At 64.3% G+C, this 18,829-nt stretch carries 17 protein-coding genes; 9 read left to right on the top strand and 8 right to left on the bottom strand.

Going from position 1 to position 18,829, the window contains the following annotated elements; genetic code table 11:
- Positions 1-59: 59 nt before the first annotated feature.
- A complete protein-coding gene (locus FCU66_RS38035) occupies positions 60-1,229 on the top strand; it encodes a DUF1972 domain-containing protein (protein ID WP_168992166.1) in 1,170 nt (389 codons plus the stop codon).
- Positions 1,226-2,482, top strand: a complete 1,257-nt coding sequence (locus FCU66_RS38030; RefSeq protein WP_136621911.1) for a glycoside hydrolase family 5 protein — start codon at positions 1,226-1,228, stop codon at positions 2,480-2,482. Before FCU66_RS38035 ends, FCU66_RS38030 begins: the two co-directional genes overlap by 4 nt.
- A 32-nt stretch (positions 2,483-2,514) precedes the next feature.
- Here the strand turns inward: FCU66_RS38030 and FCU66_RS38025 are convergent, their stop codons facing one another.
- On the bottom strand, positions 2,515-3,843 hold the full coding sequence (locus FCU66_RS38025) for a VpsF family polysaccharide biosynthesis protein (protein WP_136621910.1): 1,329 nt from the start codon (positions 3,841-3,843) through the stop codon (positions 2,515-2,517).
- 1 nt (position 3,844) lies between these two features.
- The gene (locus FCU66_RS38020) at positions 3,845-5,938 is read right to left on the bottom strand and encodes a GumC family protein (protein ID WP_136621909.1); all 2,094 of its coding nucleotides are present in this window, start codon (positions 5,936-5,938) and stop codon (positions 3,845-3,847) included.
- Positions 5,939-6,178: 240 nt separating this feature from the next.
- On the opposite strand from FCU66_RS38020, the gene FCU66_RS38015 reads away from it, so the two are divergent.
- Positions 6,179-7,678: a glucosamine inositolphosphorylceramide transferase family protein gene (locus FCU66_RS38015; protein WP_136621908.1), complete on the top strand. Its 1,500-nt coding sequence runs from the start codon at positions 6,179-6,181 to the stop codon at positions 7,676-7,678.
- Between the two features lie 117 nt (positions 7,679-7,795).
- Positions 7,796-8,974, top strand: a complete 1,179-nt coding sequence (locus tag FCU66_RS38010) for an FAD-dependent oxidoreductase (protein ID WP_136621907.1) — start codon at positions 7,796-7,798, stop codon at positions 8,972-8,974.
- Between the two features lie 376 nt (positions 8,975-9,350).
- On the opposite strand, the gene FCU66_RS38005 is transcribed toward FCU66_RS38010, so the two are convergent.
- The 5 genes from FCU66_RS38005 to FCU66_RS37985 all read right to left on the bottom strand — a co-directional run bounded on the left by FCU66_RS38005 (position 9,351) and on the right by FCU66_RS37985 (position 14,241).
- On the bottom strand, positions 9,351-10,205 hold the full coding sequence (locus FCU66_RS38005; RefSeq protein ID WP_136621906.1) for a sugar phosphate isomerase/epimerase family protein: 855 nt from the start codon (positions 10,203-10,205) through the stop codon (positions 9,351-9,353).
- Positions 10,206-10,210: 5 nt separating this feature from the next.
- The gene (locus FCU66_RS38000; protein WP_136621905.1) at positions 10,211-10,987 is read right to left on the bottom strand and encodes an ATP-binding cassette domain-containing protein; all 777 of its coding nucleotides are present in this window, start codon (positions 10,985-10,987) and stop codon (positions 10,211-10,213) included.
- Positions 10,984-11,955, bottom strand: coding sequence for an ABC transporter permease (locus FCU66_RS37995; protein ID WP_136621904.1), 972 nt, complete (start codon positions 11,953-11,955; stop codon positions 10,984-10,986). The genes FCU66_RS38000 and FCU66_RS37995 overlap by 4 nt, the downstream gene beginning before the upstream one ends.
- A gap of 141 nt (positions 11,956-12,096) precedes the next feature.
- Positions 12,097-13,086 (bottom strand): sugar ABC transporter substrate-binding protein, encoded by a 990-nt coding sequence (locus FCU66_RS37990; RefSeq protein ID WP_246094190.1) that lies wholly within the window; start codon positions 13,084-13,086, stop codon positions 12,097-12,099.
- A gap of 81 nt (positions 13,087-13,167) precedes the next feature.
- Positions 13,168-14,241, bottom strand: coding sequence for a LacI family DNA-binding transcriptional regulator (locus FCU66_RS37985; protein WP_136621902.1), 1,074 nt, complete (start codon positions 14,239-14,241; stop codon positions 13,168-13,170).
- Positions 14,242-14,386: 145 nt separating this feature from the next.
- On the opposite strand from FCU66_RS37985, the gene FCU66_RS37980 reads away from it, so the two are divergent.
- The 3 genes from FCU66_RS37980 to FCU66_RS37970 all read left to right on the top strand — a co-directional run bounded on the left by FCU66_RS37980 (position 14,387) and on the right by FCU66_RS37970 (position 16,691).
- The gene (locus FCU66_RS37980) at positions 14,387-15,418 is read left to right on the top strand and encodes a hydroxyacid dehydrogenase (protein ID WP_136621901.1); all 1,032 of its coding nucleotides are present in this window, start codon (positions 14,387-14,389) and stop codon (positions 15,416-15,418) included.
- A 107-nt stretch (positions 15,419-15,525) separates the two neighbouring features.
- Positions 15,526-15,630, top strand: a complete 105-nt coding sequence (locus tag FCU66_RS37975) for a putative RiPP precursor (RefSeq protein ID WP_136621900.1) — start codon at positions 15,526-15,528, stop codon at positions 15,628-15,630.
- Positions 15,631-15,875: 245 nt separating this feature from the next.
- Positions 15,876-16,691, top strand: a complete 816-nt coding sequence (locus FCU66_RS37970) for a GNAT family N-acetyltransferase (RefSeq protein ID WP_136621899.1) — start codon at positions 15,876-15,878, stop codon at positions 16,689-16,691.
- A 47-nt stretch (positions 16,692-16,738) separates the two neighbouring features.
- On the opposite strand, the gene FCU66_RS37965 is transcribed toward FCU66_RS37970, so the two are convergent.
- Complete coding sequence (locus FCU66_RS37965; protein WP_136621898.1) at positions 16,739-16,948, bottom strand: hypothetical protein; 210 nt, start codon at positions 16,946-16,948, stop codon at positions 16,739-16,741.
- A gap of 329 nt (positions 16,949-17,277) precedes the next feature.
- On the opposite strand from FCU66_RS37965, the gene FCU66_RS37960 reads away from it, so the two are divergent.
- Positions 17,278-17,676, top strand: coding sequence for a hypothetical protein (locus FCU66_RS37960; RefSeq protein WP_136621897.1), 399 nt, complete (start codon positions 17,278-17,280; stop codon positions 17,674-17,676).
- A 211-nt stretch (positions 17,677-17,887) separates the two neighbouring features.
- The gene (locus tag FCU66_RS37955) at positions 17,888-18,565 is read left to right on the top strand and encodes a Crp/Fnr family transcriptional regulator (protein WP_136621938.1); all 678 of its coding nucleotides are present in this window, start codon (positions 17,888-17,890) and stop codon (positions 18,563-18,565) included.
- Positions 18,566-18,829: the final 264 nt, after the last annotated feature.

Below are 18,829 nucleotides of genomic sequence, written 5' to 3'. Positions count from 1 at the left end.
TGCTTCCTAAAAATTAAGCAACAGCTAATATATAGATGCATCTGAAAGTGCCACCAGCCATGAAACCAGAGACGCCCGCCATTCTGATCCTGGGAACACGCGGCATCCCCGCGGCCCATGGCGGCTTTGAAACCTTTGCCGAAAGACTGGCGCTGTTTCTTGTCGGGCGAGGCTGGAAGGTTGGCGTCTATTGCCAGGATGAGGTCGAGCGGATCGACCAGCGGGTGCGCAGCGAAACCTGGCGCGGCATCGAGCTCATCCACATCCAGGTTGCCTCCAAGGGGCCGCGCGCGACCTTGGAATTCGACTGGCAATGCGTCCGCGACGCCGCCAGCCGGCCGGGCGTCTGCCTGGTGCTCGGCTACAATGGCGCGGTCTTCCTGGCCTGGCTCCGGCTGAAGCGGCGCAAGATTTTCACCAACATGGACGGCATCGAGTGGCGCCGCCCCAAATGGGGCATGGCCGCGCGCACCTGGTTCTGGCTCAACGAATGGATCGGCGCCTGGGCCTCGCATCGGCTGGTCGCCGATCATCCGGCCATCGCCGACCATCTGGCGACGCGCCGGCCGCGCAGCGCCATCGCCACCATCGCCTATGGCGCCGATCCGGTGACATCGGCGCCGGAGGCGCCGGTCCGGGCGCTCGGCCTCGAGCCCGGGCGCTATCTGATCTCGATCGCGCGCATCGAACCCGACAACAACATCCTGCCGATCGTCGAAGCCTTTTGCTCCGCCAAGCGCGACATGAAGCTGGTGGTGCTGGGAACGCTGTCCGACGACATCCCCTATCATGCCGCCATCCGCAAGGCGGCGAACGGCTCGGTGGTCCTGCCGGGCGCCATTTACGACCAGGCAACGGTGAAGGCACTGCGCTTCCACGCCCGCGCCTATCTGCATGGCCACACAGTGGGCGGTACCAACCCGTCGCTGGTCGAGGCGCTGGCGGCCGGCAACATGGTGATCGCGCACGACAATCCCTACAACAGGTGGACCGCGGGGGCGGCGGCGATCTACTTCACCGACAAGGACAGTTGCGCCGAGCGGATGCAGCAGGCGCTGGACGATGATGACCTGGTCAGGACCTGCGGCGTTGCCGCCAGAGCGCGCGCCCGCGAGGCCTTCCGCTGGGAAGATGTCCTGCTTGCCTATGAAAATGAAGCCTACCGCTTGCTCGGCGTGACCGCCGCGGAAGCCATCGCAACCAATCGCGCATCAGCCGGCACCGCATGACAGGCTGGTCGCGCCGGCGGGTGCTGCGGACGGCGCTGTCCACGGCGGCGGCCCTTGGCTCGCTCCCGATCGCACCAACCGCCCGCGCCGCCGAGCCGCAGTTTCGGCGCGGCGTCAACGCCTGGCCCTGGTTCTCGCTGACGCGCGAATTTCCGGCACCCCGCACCGACTATGACTGGCCGCCCTTCCAGTCGCAGCGGCCGGTGCCGACCCCAGACGACCTCCGTCGGCTGCGCAGGACCGGGCTCGATTTCATCCGTCTGCCCGTCGATCCCGGTCCTTTCCTGGCCGCCGACGCCAAGACGCGCGGTCGGTTGCTGGACATGCTCGACGAGGCCGTCACCGCCACGCTCGACGCCGGCCTCGGCATCATTGTCAACGTCCAGGCCAATGGCGCCACCCACTACTGGAACCCCGACCGCATGGTCTCCAGCACCGCGGCACCCGCCTTCGATCTCTATCGCGCACTGGTCGGCGAGCTTGCCGGCAGGCTGGAACGCTTCCAGCCCGGCAGGGTGGCGCTCGAGCCGGTCAACGAACCGGCGCAGGCCTGCGCGTCGAACGTCTGGTCGCAGATCCAGCTTTCACTTCTGACCGCCGCAAGGGCCTCGGCAGCGACCCTGCCGCTGGTCGTCACCGGCGGTTGCGGCTCGATGGTGAGCGGACTGACCGCGCTCGATCCGGCGCCGCTGGCGCCGTTCGAGCCGATCCTGTTCACCTTCCACTTCTACGAGCCCTATCTGTTCAGCCATCAGGGCGCGCCGTGGATGCGCGAGCCGGTCTACCGATCGCTCAACAATGTGCCGTGGCCGGCATCCGCCGGTTCGTTGGAAAAGACGCTGGCCTCGGTCAGGGCGCGCATGGCGCAGGATACCGAAACCTCGCAGGAGGCCAAGCAGGCCGCCTATGCCGAAACCGAGCGCGTGCTGAAGGTCTATTTCGACGCCAAGCCCGACCGCTGGTTTGTCGACAAATATCTTGCCGAGGCTCGCGCCTGGGCCGACGGCCACGGCCTTGCGCCGGAACGCATCATCATGGGCGAGTTCGGCGCGCTGCGCACCGACGCCCGCTATGTCGCCGCCCCCAACCCGGATCGCGCGCGCTATATCGCCGATGTCAGGCAGAGCGCCGAGGCGTTCGGCTTCCCCTGGGCCTTCTGGGATCTCTTCGACGGCATGGGCATGATGGACGACAGCACCCGGGCGCTGGACCCGGCGATGATCGAGGCGCTTGGGCTGGTTATGCCGGAATAGGCACTCGCCATCTCGGCATCCGCCGTAGAGCGCTACGTTTGTCCCGGCTGCGGCCTTTGCCGCAACACCGCCCGTGCCGGGCGGTAGAGCACCAGAACCACCACCACGAACTTGGTCAGCAGCGTCGTCTTCGACGCGACGCTTTCCGAGGTGTTGATCAGGATGATCCAGCCCAGCATCGGCAGCCAGATGCCGGCATGGCAGCGGCGCGCCACCTCAAACAGGAACAGCACGAAGCCAAACGTCAGCAAAAGGGTGAAGAAGGCGCCCTGATAGACGATGGTGCGGATGATCGGGTTCTCGATGCCCTGTTCGAGACCGTTGATGCGGCGCAGGCTGTCGACCAGGTCGACATCCGGCCCAACGATCAGATCGCGCCATTCCAGATACTTGAAGAGCTCGAACATCTCGACGCGGGCATTGGCGCTGCCGCTGTCCGACACGAAGCGCTCCAGCAGTGCGTCGAAGAAGCCATAATATGCCGCCACGATGATGACGACCGGCAGCAGCGCGGCAAGCATGAAGCCAAGTGCTGCACCCAGCAGGTTGACGCGTCCCAGGCGCAATTTGGTGATGCCCTGAGAAAGCAGATAGCAGCCGCCGAGCACCACCGTCGTCACCATCGCCGTGCGGCCGCCGAAGGCGACGAGTGCCGCGCATTGCAGGCCGATCAGCCCTATCCGCACAGGCATCGACAGGGATCTGGCACCCGAGAGCAGCGCAAGCACATAGATCGACGTCACCATGGCATTGGCAAGCGGATGCCCCTGCAGCGCGCTCGAGCGCAGATCGGTGGTAAACGCCACGCCGTCGAGGCGATAGGGGAAAATAAGCGTCTTGGTGGCGAACTCGAAAAGCGCAAGCAGCGCATTCGCCGTCATGACCACGTGAATGACGGTCTGCAGCCCGGCGAACGTCCGTTCGTCGTCCTCGCTGAGCATCAGCACCACAAGTGCGGCGGCCACGAACGTATCGATCATGCCGGCCATGCCCGGACGCTGCCTGGCGATGACGACGAACAGCAGCACGATCGATATGGCCGCCATCAGCGCGCTGGCCGGCCGCCTGTCGGCGATATGGACGAGATAGCCGACCGGATTGCCGAAGGTGCAGGAGCGCCAGGCAAGCAGCAGCACGATGAGATAGGTGGACGGGTGGATCTTGGTCGCCGGGTTGCCGAACAGGCCGTCGTAATTGTAGCCCACCAGCCACAGCATGCCGCCCGAGACGCTGAACAGCACTGCCACCGCCGCGATCAGTCCGAACCGCGTCAGCGCATCGACCGACGTGCCGGCGCGGGGTGCGGCAGCACCGTAGTTCGAAGCGCTTTCACTCCAGCTGGTGGCCCAAGGGGCGGCCATGTCAGGCCGCCTCGTCGACCAGCAAGGCGCCTGTCGGCAGCCGCCCCATGACGGAGACGGCCTGCGACGTCGCGGTGACGTCGCGCATCGGCGTGGCGTTCAGCGTGGCGACGAGCACGATCTCGTCGACCATGGCAACCAGAGGCGAGGCATTGAGATTGTCGGCCAGCGCGCCGCCGTCGATGACGACGAGCTCGAAGCTCCGGCTGGCCTGGGCCAGCATGTGCTGCGCAAAGTAGATGCCATGGGCTTCCTGGAAGACCGCCTTGGAGCGGCCCCTGCCCAGCAGCGCTACGTTGCTGCCGGCCGCGTAGTGGCTGACGGCTTCAAACGCGTATTCGCCGCGCAGCACGTCGAGGATTCCCGGCTGCGGATCCTTCTGGCTGCCGCCGCCATTGGCATCGATGAACAGCACACGGCTGCCCCTGGACGCCGCGGCATTGGCCAACAACCGTGCCACCCGGCTGCGTTGCGCGCCCTCGCCCGGCGACGATGTCACCAGGATGGATGGCACCAGCGGCCAGTCCGGCGGCCGCTGGCCCGAACTGAACATGCGCCTCAGCGCAAGGCCGACGACGGCGTCGGTCTTCTGGCTGACCGCGGCGGCGCGCGCCCCGCCAAACCAGCGCCGGCCAGCGCCTGACCTTGCCGGCACCACCCCCAGCACCGGCGCCTCGATGGCCGATTGCATCTGGGCGCTGGAAAGCACAGTGGGCGAGGCATATTCGGCGATAAGCGCCAAGCCGGTGCCGAGCCCCAGCCCGCCGAAGATCGCGCCGACAAGTAGCAGCGACAAAGGCGGCCAGCTCTTCTTCAGGGCCGGCATGGCGTTGGAGATGATGCGCGCATTGGTGCTGTCGACATTGATCTGCTCGCGCGTCTCCTGGGCACGCTGGAGATAGTTCGCATAGACGGAGCGCAGCGCCTCGAGATCGCGCCGCAATTCGCGCAGCCGCACGGAGGCCTGGTCGGTGTCGAGCGACTTGCTCTTCATGCCCGCGACCTTGGCTTCCAGCGCCTGCTGATTGGCCAGCGCCCGTTCGTAGTCGGTCTCGGTGGCGGTGGCGATGCGGCCGAGTTCGCGCGCGATCAGCTGGCGCGTGTCACGCAGCTGCTGCTGGGCTGCGATCAACGAGGGATGACGCGGCCCCAGCTCCGTGCCGAGCTGCGAGACCTGGTCGACCAGCGTCGCCTCCTGTGCCCGCAGGCTCGAGATCACCGCCGAGCGCATGGCTTCCGAGGTTGCGTCCGCCGTGCCGCTCTGCCGGCGCATCTGGTCGACCTGCGCCTTCAGCGCTGCTGTGCGGCTCTGCGCCGCGGAAAGCTGCGTGTTGATTTCGGTCAGTTCCTGGTCGCTGACCAGATTGCCTGCCGCCATCACCATGTTGTTGGCCGACTTGTAGGCCTCGACGGCATTCTCGGCTTGCTGGACGCGTTTGCGTTGTTCGTCCAGCCGCGCGGTGATGGACTCGGAAGCGTCCTTGGCCATTTGCGCCCGCGCGCTGGCCTGGTCGACCAGATAGGCCTGGGCGATCGCATTGGCCAGAAGGGCGGCCTTGTCGGCGCTCTTGGCGGTGACGATGACGTCGAGGACCAGGACCTTGTCGGCCCGCTTCACCGCCAGGCGTCGGCGCAGCGCGTCGAGCGTCTGCGCCGACCTGTCGCCTTCGGCCGATCCTGAACCGAGCAGGCGCGACAGCAAACCCTGCCCGTTGAATTCCGGATCCTGCGTCAGGTTGGTCGCCGCGATCGCGCGCATCAGCACGCCGGTCGACTGAACCACGCTGACCTGGCTCTCGACCTGCGTGATGCCGCCGTCGGGTGAGATACGGCTGGGATTGACGTCGTTGGTGACCACCTGCAGGTCCTGCGGATCGATGAGGATTTCTGCCGCCGAGCTGTAGAGCGCGGGCGTGAAAAGACCGTAGAGCAAGGTGACCAACGTCAGCAGCGCGACGGTGCCGAAGATCCAGAACCGGCGGCGCACCAGGATGCGCTTCAGATCGCCCAGTTCGACCGTCGAGGCCGCGTATGATCCCGCTTGTCCCGCATCTGGAGCGTGTTGCTGAGGAACCATGGGCAGAGATGATTGCATGGCTGCCTCCGACAATACCCCATATGCCGGCAAGATCAGATTGCGGCACTAACCTAGCTATTCCTCCAACTGTTAAAAGATTGTTAATTATGTTGAGAAGTCATGTGAATTTTGGCACGCAGTTTGCTTAAAAATATACATACCGAGGTGCTGGGTGCACAGTGAGCGGAGACGTATGCGGATGGGGCTACAATTTGACCGGACCGGCAAGGCCGGATACCGCCTTTTCGGGTCTCCGACATGCGGATAAGCCTGCGCCTTGACGGCGGCTTCGTGCGTGCCTTCCATGTCGCGTTGCTGGAACGTCTCGCCGCGCTTGGCGATGTCGAGCTGTCCGTCGACATCAGGCCCGCGGGCGGCGGCATCCCGCGCAGCGCCGCGGCCCTGTTTCAACTCGAAACGGCGATACACGGCCTGTCCCATGATGGGCTGGGCAAGCGTGTGCCGCTTTCCACGCTCGCTCCCTACCGGACGCAGTCCCCCGCTTCGCCCGACCTGGTGATCGACCTCTGCGGCGATGTCAGGCTGGAAGGCACGCGGGTCTGGCGCGTCACCTATGATGGCACCAGCGGCGAAGCGGCCTTGCTGGCCTTGATCCTCGCCGGCCGCACACCGCTTGCCCGCATCGAAGAGAACGGTGTTGCGATTGCCGCCGGACGCCTGGGAACCGAATATGGCGGCATCGCGCTCGCGTCCTTCCAGGACATGCTGGCGCGCACGGCAAGCCTGATCATAGCTGCCATGACAGGCGCGGCAAAATCGGTGCCTGATCTGCCCGAGCCGGCGCATGCAGGTGGCCCGCCGCCAATGCCCTCGGCCGGCAAGCTAGGTGTCAGAGCCGGCAAGGCGCTGGCGCGGCGGATCGTCCAGAAGATCTACCATCTTTGCTACAACGCGCCGCACTGGAAGGTCGGCTGGCGGCAGACCAAGGGCCGCGATCTGTTCGATCTGCGCGCGCATCCGGCATCGGGCTGGCAAGAGTTGCCCGACGACGGCAGCCGCTTCTACGCCGACCCGTTCCCGATCGTTCACCAAGGCCAGCTAACCCTGTTCGTCGAGGACTATATTCACGGGCTGGGCCGGGCCATCATCTCCGCCGTACCCTTCGGCCCGGCAGGCCCGCTCGGCCGCCCTGAGCCGGTGCTCGACCTGCCATACCATCTCTCCTACCCCTTCGTCTTCGAGCGCGACGGCGAGGTCTGGATGGTGCCGGAAAGCTGCGCCAACGGCACGGTCGATCTCTACCGGGCCACCGCCTTTCCCGGCGGATGGGTAAAGGAGGCGACGCTTCTGTCCGGCGTCATCGCCAGCGACGCCACCCTGGTCGAACACGGCGGCGCCTGGTGGCTGTTCGCCACCGTCCGGGACGGCGGCGGTGCCTTCTCCGACGCGCTGCATCTGTGGTCGGCGCCGGATTTTCGCGGCCCCTGGACACCGCATCCGAACAATCCCGTGCTGATCGACATCGCCTCGGCGCGGCCGGCCGGCCGCATGGTCAAGCGCGGCAATGACCTGCTGCGCCCGGTGCAGGACTGCCGCAGGAGCTATGGCGCGGCTCTCGGCATTGCACGCATTTCTCACCTTGATTTGATCGGCATGGAGCAGGTCGTTGAAACCATCTTAAATCCAGGTGCGCTATGGAGTGGGCGTAAACTGCACACACTCAACGAGGCAGGCGGTTTTGAGTTCATCGATGGCTCGGCGATCGCACCGCGCTGGAAACGACGGGTCCGCGATTAACCTAAACATTGGTTACTACCAGACACGCGCTCCGGTTGCTTGAGGTTGATTTGGGTCCGGAAGATATTTTCTACCGCAGATTGTAGATCTGGATGTTGCACCAGAAAGGGCAGCGAAATGAGTACAGCAGAGGCTGGCCAAACCGAAGTCGAAGTAGCGATCATCGGCGCGGGAATGGCCGGCACCACCTTGGCAACGGTGTTGGGACAAGCCGGGCGCAAGGTGGCGCTGATCGATCCGCACCGCGTCCATCACGACGAGTTCCGGGCCGAGAAGATCGGTATGGATCAGATGCTGCTGTTCGAAAAGCTCGGCCTCGATGCGACAGTCAAGCGTCTCGTCACCTCGACAACCGACACCCATGTCTTCCGCCTCGGCCAGCTGTTCGCGCATGAGAAGAAGTCGGAATTCACATTTTCCTATGGCGCGCTGATCAATGGCCTGCGCGACGCCCTGCCGCCACAAGTGCCGCTGACGGTTGGCAAGGTAGCCGAGGTCACGACCGGGCCGGACCGGCAGCGGCTTGTGCTGGCCGACGGCACCGTCATCAATGCCCGCTTGCTGGTGGTGGCCACCGGCTCCAGCGAAGCGCTGCGGCGCGCCGTCGGGGTCGAGCGCATCGAGCAATCGAAGGCGCATTCGCTGTCGATGGGATTCGACCTCGCCATCTCTCCGCGTGAATTCGGCTATGAGTCTCTCACCTGCTACGGCAAGCGGGCCGCGGACCGTATCGCCTACATCAGCATCTTTCCCCTCGGCAACAAGATGCGGGCGAACATGTTCCTCTACCGGCAAGTGGCCGAGCCGTGGACGCGAGCGTTTCGCCAGAATCCGCAAAGGATGCTTTGCGAGCTGATGCCCGAGATCGCAGCGCAATGCGGCAACTTCGCAGTCGCAAGTCCTGTCGAGGTCAGGCAGATCAGCCTGAGCACGACGCAAGGCCATCGCCGCGACGGGGTCGTCTTCATCGGCGACGCTTTCTGCACGACGTGTCCGACGCCGGGCGTCGGCATCGGGCGGGTGATGACCGATGTCGACCAGCTCCATTCGGTTCACATTCCGCGCTGGCTGGAAACACCAGGCATGGCGACTGACAAGATCAACGCCTTCTATGACGACCCGGTCAAGGTGGCTTGCGATGAGGACGGCATGCGTGTGAGCTACTATGCCAAGTCGATCACCGCCGAAACCGGGCTGGAATGGCGCGTACGGCGCCTGCGCAACAACACGGTGCGCCGACTGATGATCATCGGCCGCAAGATGCGGGGACAACGGCGGGCGCCCGGCATGGCGTGAGGGCCCCCACCCTCCCGCCATCGAGGGCGACGGCGTCTTCCCTTCTCCCCTCCCTGCGGAGAAGGGGAGCGTCGAGGCCTCGGGGCTAGCTCAGCAAAAGCAAAAGGCGCGATCAACCAATCGCGCCTTTGAGTTATCGCCCACCGGCGAATGTATCAGACCGCTCAGGGCGGCGACGGCGAACCTGACGACGGACTGGACTGGGCCGCGACGGCTGAAAGCCGTTCACGCTTCTGCCAGGTGGGCTTCTCGTACTTCTTCATGGATAGCGCTCCCCGTTCGATACGGCGCCGGAAGAGCCAATTCGCTGCCTGGTGTCAATTGTGCCATGGGCGGCTTCACAACTTCGCGGCGACACCCCACCGGAAAAGGCACCTCACCCCAGCGTCAGCCCTGCCTTGCGCGCCTCCTCGCGCAGGAACGGCAGACCGACGCCGATGACGTCGTCCGGATTGTCGGCCACCGGCCGCCATACGGCGAGCCCGCCGGCGATGTCGACATCGACATGGTTCATGCTTTCCAGCGTGATGGCGCCGCTGTAGCCGATGTCTGATATCGCCTTCATGCAGGCCCCCCAGTTGAGCATGCCGCGCCCCGGCACGCCGCGATTGGCTTCGGAGACATGGACGTAGCCGAGATAGGGTGCGGCGGCGCGGAAGCCGGCCTCAAAACTCTCCTCCTCGATATGCATGTGGTAGGTGTCGAGATGGATGAAGATGTTGTCGGCGCCGACGCGCTCGATGATCCTGGCAGCGTCGATGCCGCGATTGATCAGATGCGTCTCGTAGCGGTTACAGGGCTCGATGCCGAGCTTCAGCCCATGCGCCTTGGCCGCCTTGGCCGCGCGGACCAGGAACCTGCACATGCCGTCGATTTCCTCTGCCGTCGGCGCACGGCCCGTGGTCTTGCCGATCGTGCCGTAGGTGACGCCGCCCAGTGCCGCACTGCCGACCGCCTCGCAGACGGCGAAGGCCGGTTCGAGAAAGGCCAGCGCCTCGTCCGACCGCGCCACCACGTCGAGTGAAGCAGGCAGGCCAAGCGATGGAATAAGCTCGACATTCCAACGCTCGGCAAAGGCGCGTGTGCGCGGAGTGTCGATCTCCTCGGGGCGCAGCAGCGGGATCTCCAGCAGGCCGATGCCCAGCCCCTTCAGCCGCTCCATCTGCGGCTCGATCAGGTCGAGGTCCCAGACCGGGGCAATGGCGAACGTGTGCAATCCAAAAACATTCATCAGCTCTAGCCTCTCTGTTCGTGCGCCGCCGCGGCGCTGGTGTCGCCGCCGCCGACGATGCGGCCGACGACTTCGTTCATGTTGGTTTTGGCTGTGACCAGGTTGGCCTCGGCGCGGCCGTGGCGCAGCACGACGATGCGGTCGGTGACCGCCAGCACGTCGTTCAGCCTGTGCGAGATGAGGATGACGGCGATGCCCTCCGACTTCAGTCGGCGGATGAGGTCGAGCACGCTCTGCACCTCGCGCACGGCAAGGGCTGCCGTCGGCTCGTCCATGATCACCAGCTTCGGGTTGAAGGTCAGCGCCCGGGCAATCGCCACTGTCTGCTGCTGGCCGCCGGAGAACGAACCGACCGACCGGTTGATCGACGGCAGATGCGCGCCCAGCCGCTCAATCATCTTTGCTGCTTGCCGGTCCATCTCCGCCTTGTCGACAAAGCCCGGAATGAGCCCGAACAGTTTTTTGGTCGGCTCGCGGCCGAGGAAGATGTTGGCGGCCACGTCCTGCTGTTTGGCCAGCGACAGGTCCTGGTAGATCATCTCGATGCCGAGCTCGCGCCGCTGGCCGGGATCGAGCGGCAGGATGTCCCGGCCGCCAAGTTCGATCGAGCCGGCATCGGCTCGGTAGATGCCGGTGATGGTCTTCATCAGCGTCGACTTGCCGGCGCCATTGTCGCCGACGAGGCCGATCACTTCGCCTGCCTCGACCGAGAGGTCGACGCCATGCAGCACGTCGACGGCGCCGAAACTCTTGCGGATGCCTTGCAGGGTGAGAAGGGTCATACGCGTGACTCCTTCCTGACCTGGTACTGGTCGATGAAGACGGCCAGGATCAGCACCGCGCCGATCGCCATCTGCTGGTAGTAGGATTGCACGGCGAGCAGCGTCAGCCCGTTCTGCAGCACGCCCATGATCAACGCGCCGATCATGGTGCCGAGGATCGAGGCGCGGCCACCGAACAAATTGGTGCCGCCGATGATTGCCGCGGTGATGGCGGTGAGCTCATAGTTGATGCCGGCGGTCGGATCGCCGGCGTTGACGCGGGCGGTGAACAGCAGGCCGGCCAGACCGGCAAGTGCGCCCGACAGCGTGTAGATGATGCGGCGATGATGCTCGACGCGGATGCCGGCGGCGCGCGCCGCGCCCTCGCTGTCCCCAAGCGCCAGCGTGTGGCGGCCAAAGCGCGTGTAGGCGAGCAGGCAGTGCGCGACGATGGCCGTCAGCACCAGGAGGATGACCGGCATCGGAACGCCGAACGGGCGACCCTGGCCGATATAGACGATCTCGGGCGGCAGGCCGTAGATCGCCCTGCCCTGCGAGATGACCAGCGCCAGCCCGCGCGCCAGACCCAGCATGCCGAGCGTGACGATGAAGGCCGGCACGAAGGCACGGGTGACGAGCTGGCCGTTGATGTAGCCAGCAAGGCCGCCGGCGATGATGCAGGCGCAGACCGCGAACACCGACGGCCAGCCGAGATTGACCGCGACGAAGGCGCCGGCGACACCGGCCAGCCCCATCACCGAGCCGAGCGACAGGTCGAGCCCGCCCGAGCCGATGACGAAGGTGGCGGCAATCGCCAGCACGCCGATCGTCGACGTGGCGAGCAGGATGTTGAGGAAGTTGCTGAGCGACAGGAAGTAGGGCGACAGCACCGCCATGACGGCGCTGAGCGCCACCAGCACCAGCAGCGATTCCAGCCTTATATGCAGCCGCTCGACGGATGCGCGCTGAACCCGGGACCAGAATGACATTTGGTTGCACCTTTAAGAGGGCAGTAGGCAGTAGGATTAGGCAGTAGGGAATCAGGGCACGTTCCGCCCTCGGAGTTGATCCCTATTCACCTACTGCCCTACTGCCCTCTGCCCTACTGCCTAATCCCTACTGCCTATTCCCTACTTCACGTACTCCAGCATCGGCTCCTTGCCGGCGTCGAGCACGTCCTTGGTCAGCACCAGCGTCGGCACCGCGATGCTGTCCTCGACCTTGTCGCCGGCCAGCGCCTTCTTGACGTTTTCGACCGCCTGCTTGCCGACGAGGTAGGGCAGCTGTGCCACCGAGGCATTGAGGCGGCCGTCCTTGATCGACTTCACCGCATCCGAATTGCCGTCGACGCCGATGATCGTCACTTGCGGCCCCTTGCCGGCGGCGTAAACGGATTCGACCGCGCCCAGCGCCATGCCGTCATTGGCGCAGAAGATGGCGACCAGATCCGGATGCGCCGTCAGCGTGTCGGTGGCGATCGAGGCCGCCTTGCCGCGATCCCAGTCGCCGGGCAGTGAGGCGACGATCTCCAGCCCCGGCGCCAATTCCTTGAGCTTGTCGGCAAAGCCCTTGGCGCGCTTCTCGCCGGTGATGTTGCCGGACAGGCCCTCGATCACCAGCACCGGACCCTTGGCGTCCTTGCCGAGCTTGGAGACGAGGTAGTCGGCGCCTTGCGCGCCGGCGGCGCCATTGTCGGAGCCGATATGGAAGGTGACCTTGATGCCTTCCTTGTCGAGCACCGCCTGGTCGAGATTGTTGTCGAGATCGACGATCTTGACGCCGGCCTCCTGTGCAGCCTTCAGGCACGGCAACAGATTGGTCGAGTTGATGGCCGCGGTGATCATCGCCGCCGGCTTGCGCTCAAGCATGGTGTTGCACAGGTTGAGCTGCGGCTCGGCCGCCTGGTCGCTCTCGGCCGCCTGCTCGAAGATCTTGACGCCGGCTCCCTTGGCGCCGGCCTCGACGCCCTGGCTCATCGCACCCCAGAACGGGTTGGCCAGCGTCTTCATCAGCACACCGTATTCGGCGTCGTCGGCCTTGGCCGCACTGATCGCCGAAAACGCCATTGCGACGCCAAAAGCCAAAGTAAATCGATTTATTTTCAGAGCGAACGATGTCATTTCATTTCTCCTCCGGTTGATGTCATGTGCCGCGAGCCGAGGCCAGGTGCAGCGTTTGCCTTCCGTCTTCGACAATGGGGGCTATTGTCGGTCTCCGCCCCCGGAATGCGGGCCGTTGCCTGGCGAGCCAACGGATTCCCGCATCAAAACCTTGCAAGGCTCGAGCCGAGCGATCGGCGGCCCCTCCCCGCCTTCGATCCTGGCAAACAAGGCCTCCATCGCGTGGCCGGCGATCTGGCGCATCGGCTGCACCACGGCGGCGATGGCCGGCCATGTCACCTGCATCCATTCGGCATCGTCGAAGCCGACCAGCGAAATGTCGTTGGGGCAGTGCCAGCCGCGCCGGCGGAATTCGGACAGCGCCACCAGCGTGCCCTTGAGGAACAGCGAATAGACCGCCGTCGGCCGTTCGCCCCCATTGGCGCCCTGTCCAAAATAGTCGCGCAGCTGCGCCCTGAGCGGCTCGACATCGGTTTCGGCAAGCACAACGTCGATGCGGACGTCCGGCGCCAGCTTGAGCGCGGTGCTGCGGAAGCCATCGAGGCGGGCGCGTACCGTCGCCGCCTGTTCGCCAAGGCCGACGACAAGGATGTGGCGGTGGCCCTTGCCGATCAGTTCGCGCGCCACTTCGGCACTTGCCGCCGCGCTGTCGGCCGACACCGTGTCGAAGGCGTCGTCGGACAGAACGCGGTCGATCAGCACGCCGGTCATGCCGTTGGCCTTCATGAATGCGGCCGCCGGGCCATGCTCGTTGCGCACCGGTGCCAGCACCACGCCGGCCACCCGCCAGTCATGCATGCGGGCAAGGATTTCCGTTTCACGCGCTTCGGATTCGCGGCTCGACGCCGCCACCAGCGTGTAGCCGCGCTGCTCGGCCAGGCTCTCGAGCTGCGTGACCATCTGGCCGAAGAACTCGCTTTCGAACTCGGGCATGATGGCGCCGATGATGCGGCGCTTGGCCCTGCGCATGTCGGAGGCCAGCGGATCGACACGGTAGCCCAACAGCTCGACGGCATCGAAGACGCGCTGTGCATTTTCGGGCTTCACCGTGGTGACGCCCGCCATGACCTTGGAGACGGTGGCGGCGGACACGCCGGCGCGGCTTGCCACGTCGTGGATCGACGGACGCCGCTGCTGGGCCTGCCTATGCGCCATTGGTCCTCCTCCCGAGGCGCGGACGTCAGCACTTCTCGTCCGCCGGAGAAATGAGTAAATCGATTTTTCCTGGTTGTAAATCGTTTAATCGGAGGTAATTTATCCCCAAGAAAACGCGATCCGGATCGTACCGGGAGGAATCATCATGTCAAACAAGGATTTGCCGCTGGTCATCAGCGCGCCGGAACCACGCACGCTCGATCTGATCTTCACGCCACCGCAGCTGGCGCGCCTCAAGGCGAAATACCGCATCGTCGAGACCACCGCCGACGGCGTGGCAAAACTGCCGGCCGATCTGCTGGCGCAAGCCCGCTACATTGTCGGCCAGCCGCCTATATCGCCGGAAACGCTCGACCAGATGAAGGCGCTGCGCTGCGTCTTCAACGTCGAGACCAACCTCATCAACAACATGCCTTACGAGACGCTGTTCGCGCGCGGCATCCATGTCGTCACCACCGGCCTTGTGTTTGCCGAACCGGTGGCCGAGCTTGGCCTTGCCATGGCGCTCAACCTCGCCCGCAACATCGTCGATGCCGACCTCGCCTTCCGACAAGGCAGGGAATTGTGGGGCGGCGACGGCAACCTGACGGCGCGGCTTCTGTCCGGCGCCGATGTCGGCATCATCGGCTTCGGCGATCTCGGCCGCGCGCTGAACCGGCTGCTGTCGGGCTTCCGCACCCGCACCAAAGTCTTCGATCCCTGGCTGCCGCCGTCGATCCTTATCGACAATGGCGTCGAGCCGGCATCGCTGGATGAGGTGCTGTCGACCAGCGACTTCGTCTTCGTTGTCGCCTCGGTGACCTCTGAGAACCAGGGATTTCTCGGCGCCGAGGCCTTTGCCAGCATGCGCAAGGGCGCGGCCTTCATCCTGCTCAGCCGCGCCGGCGTCGTCGATTTCCCGGCACTGATGGCGGCGGTCAAGAGCGGCCATATCGTCGCCGCCAGCGACGTCTTCCCAGAGGAGCCGCTGGCGTCGGACCATCCCGTGCGCGCGCTGCCCGGCTTCCTGCGCTCGGCCCACCGCGCCGGCGCGCTCGACATCGCCTTCAAGCGCATGGGCGACATGGTGCTGGAAGACATGGACCTGATCGACCGCGGCCTGCCGCCGCTGCGCTCCAAGCGCGCCGAGCGCGAGACGGTTTCGCGCATGCGCTCAAAGCCGGCCGATAGGAACTGAGGCAGGTTTTCGCCGTTGGCCGGCTGGCCGGCCTTGACCGCTTCGGCTTGACAAGAGCGCGGCCGGCGACGACGCTGCCGCAATCGAACTCTACGGAGGGGCAAGCCATGAAGAAGACCTATGAAAAGCCGGTGCTGGTCAAACGGCAGAAGCTGTCGGCCGTGACGGCGCAGACAATCCCGTCGTCGGGCCCGATAGGCCCGTCAGGCTGACGCCGCCACAGAGCATTCCCGCGACGCATTTTAGCACCAGAACCGTTCTGGAACCTTTGCGCCGCCTTTGCGTTCTTCCCCCGGATCGTCTCCCATTCGATCCGTACCAATCAAATGCCCCCGTCAGGCTCCGGCCGGCGGGGTTTTTTTTCATCTCGAGACGCGACGAACCCGCTTGGCGCCGGCCCTATGCACGATTCCCCTACGGCCACATAGGGACTTCAGTCTTATTTGCGTGATTGCTAATGTATCTGTGGATTTCTCGACGCGGGGGCCATAACCCAAGTCCAAACCCGCAATGGCCGGTGTGGCCCCCCTACATAGCCCGGCTGCACCGGCCATTCATTCCTCCGACCGCATTCCTGGGAGGCAACATGGCTCGGCAAGAAAGATGGAAGGAGCTGTCGAAAGCAGCGGGCAGTGCCAGCCTACCTCGACCAATAAATTTGACCGGAAGCCATATAAGCCTCGTGCCGCTCTGCAGTGAGGATGCCGACGATATCTTCCGGCTAACCCATGCCGGCGAACGCGATGAGATCTGGGCGGAGATGAAAGTGGGACCCTTCGATGGGGTTGAGTCCTTTCGCGCGCATGTCCGCGACCTGCTCAGCGACCAATCGCGCACATTCCTGACGCTACGAACGGCCGCAGGGCCTGTCGGCTGGCTTTGTCTGATGGAGGCGAGACCGGCGCATCGGGTGATTGAACTGGGCTATGTCCTTTTCGCGCCCGTTCTGCAGAGGACGATCGCGGCCAGCGAGTCGCTCTTCCTCATCATGCGGCACGTCTTCGATGAACTAGGCTACCGTCGCCTGGAATGGACCTGCACCACAGCCAACACGAAATCCAGGCGGGCGGCCGATCGGCTGGGCTTCGTCTTCGAAGGCATAATGCGTGAGGGCCTCACCCTGAAAGGGCGCCCCTGCGACATCTGCATGTATTCCCTCCTGGCGCGAGAATGGGTCGCCGCCGGCGGCGCCTTCCTGACTTGGCTATCTCCCGACAATTTTGCCGATGGACGCCAGGTGCGGTCCCTGGAGCAAGTCAGAGCGTCCTTATGAAAGGCTCCGACTAGCTATTCCACCCTCAGCTAGAAGTGTGGTGCGCCTTACGCCTCCGAAGGGTCGCTCTTCGCGGCGTCGACATCCCGGCCGGTTCGAAAGATTCGCCTGAGGATGTCGCGCGCGACCTCGGCCCGGTGCTTGTCCTGGCCTCGCAGCTCGGCGCCGCCGAGCCTTGCCGGAGCGCCGCCCGTGTGGTCCCACACCACCCAGCTGCCGGGCGCTTCCTGCAGGCACTCGAATCTGTCTCTTGGCATCAAGCAAATCTGTCTCTGGGCATCATCGTCCTCGTTCGCATCATGCGGCGACCGAGGCACCTTCACCGATGGCCCACGTGGGGTCAGGTTGCGCGGGGGGCCGGGTCCCGTGTCGGCCAAGGCGGCACCTGAGGTCCGTCGCGCCGCGAAGCTAGCGAGTTGCCGTCGGCCGAACAATTGCGCGAGTTGCTTGGTACGCTTCCGAACAGTTCGCGGGACTCGCTAACCAATTGTCGGAAGCGTACAGTCCGTTTGTCGCTGGCCGTTGGATGGGCGCTGGCGCTTGAAAGAGCAGATCGCGCTTTCGCCCCAACAATGGGAGAAGCGCGATGATCTTCAACGGGTCAGCGGATTCAGATCACCTTTCGAGCTTGGCCAAAGTGCTCGATGACTATTGCCGTCAGGCCGGCATTGGCGCGGGCCACCCGGCCAGGGAACGTCTCGGGTGCCGTGTCATGGAGCTTTTTCAAGGCGGCATGGACAAGCCCGCGGAACTGCTTGCCGCTATGAGCTTCAGCTACGACGAATGGCTTGGCGAGGTCGATCCCCCAACCTCATCGGTACAGAGGCCTGCCTTGTGGGCGGTCGAGCCAGCACTCACGGAACCAACCCCTGCCGAGACAGTTGGTTCGGGTGGCGGCGGAGCATCGCGCTTCCCTCAAGCGAATGCGGTGGAACACGCCGCCAATTCGTCGCCACGCCCCCTCCAGGGAAAAGATTCCGAATAGCAACCCGGCACGGAATGACTCGCTATCGGATTGTCGAAAGCGTACAGTTCATCTGTCGCTGGCCACTTTAACGGGCGCTGGCGCTTGAGAGTGTCGATCGTGCTCCCGCCCCTGCGGGAGCTGCACATTGAACTACGAAATCCCAAAATCGACTGTCACCGGCCAGGCACTGGCTTTCGACAACCCGTTCCGAAATGAACTGTTGCGGAGGATGACCGACGACGACCTTGCGCTGCTCGAGCCGGGTTTGCACCGAGTAGCCCTGCCGCTGAGAATGCCCCTTGTGACGCCCGACATGCCGATTGAAGCCGTTTATTTCATCGAGCGCGGAATTGCGTCGGTCGTCGCGCGTACGCCCAGTGGACGCGAGGCGGAGATCGGCTTTATCGGCTATGAGGGGATGGCTGGGTATTCGCTGGTGATGGGCGACGACCGCGCACCGCAAGCCTGCTTCGTACAACTCGAAGGCGAAGCAATGCGCATTGACGCAGGCAGCTTCAATGCGGCCTTAGCGACCAGTCCCACGTTGCGATTGTTCCTGTTGCGCTTCGTCAATTCTCTACAGATTCAGACCGGGTGTACCGCGCTTGTCAACGCGCGGCTGAGGTTGGCGAACCGACTGGCCCGGTGGTTGCTGATGTGCGACGACCGCGTGGTGGGCGCGCGGTTTTCCATTACCCACGAGTTCCTCGCCACGATGCTGGGCGTAAGACGGCCAGGCGTTACCATCGCCCTCCAAGAGTTGGAAGGTCTTGCTCTGATCCGGTCGCGCCGGGGTGAGGTCATCATACTGGACCGTCCTGGACTGATTGCGCTGGCCAGCGGCGGGTATGGGGAGCCGGAAGCTGAATATGTCAGGCTTCTGGGAGAGACTGGTTCGGGGAATTGATGAACGGGCACAGAGCCTGTTGCCTCCGGTCGGTTCAACATTGTCGGTTTTGTACCAATACTCGATGAAGAGATGTCGGAATCGTACTGTTCTCGCCAAGTAAATTTCAAAATTTTTATAATTGAATATTAATCATTCAATACGTCATAGTTAATAGACGGCATCCTGTTTAGGTGATTAAGTAACTCTGTCATCAGCTATCGCACGGGCGCTGGTGCTTGAGAGAGATTACCGTTCTCCCGCCCCAGCGGGAGCTATGCGATG

The sequence above is a fragment of the Mesorhizobium norvegicum genome (genome assembly GCF_004919685.1).
Lineage (GTDB): Bacteria > Pseudomonadota > Alphaproteobacteria > Rhizobiales > Rhizobiaceae > Mesorhizobium > Mesorhizobium norvegicum.
Note: the sequence above shows the minus strand (reverse complement) of the source record. Positions and strands in the feature narration are given on the sequence as shown.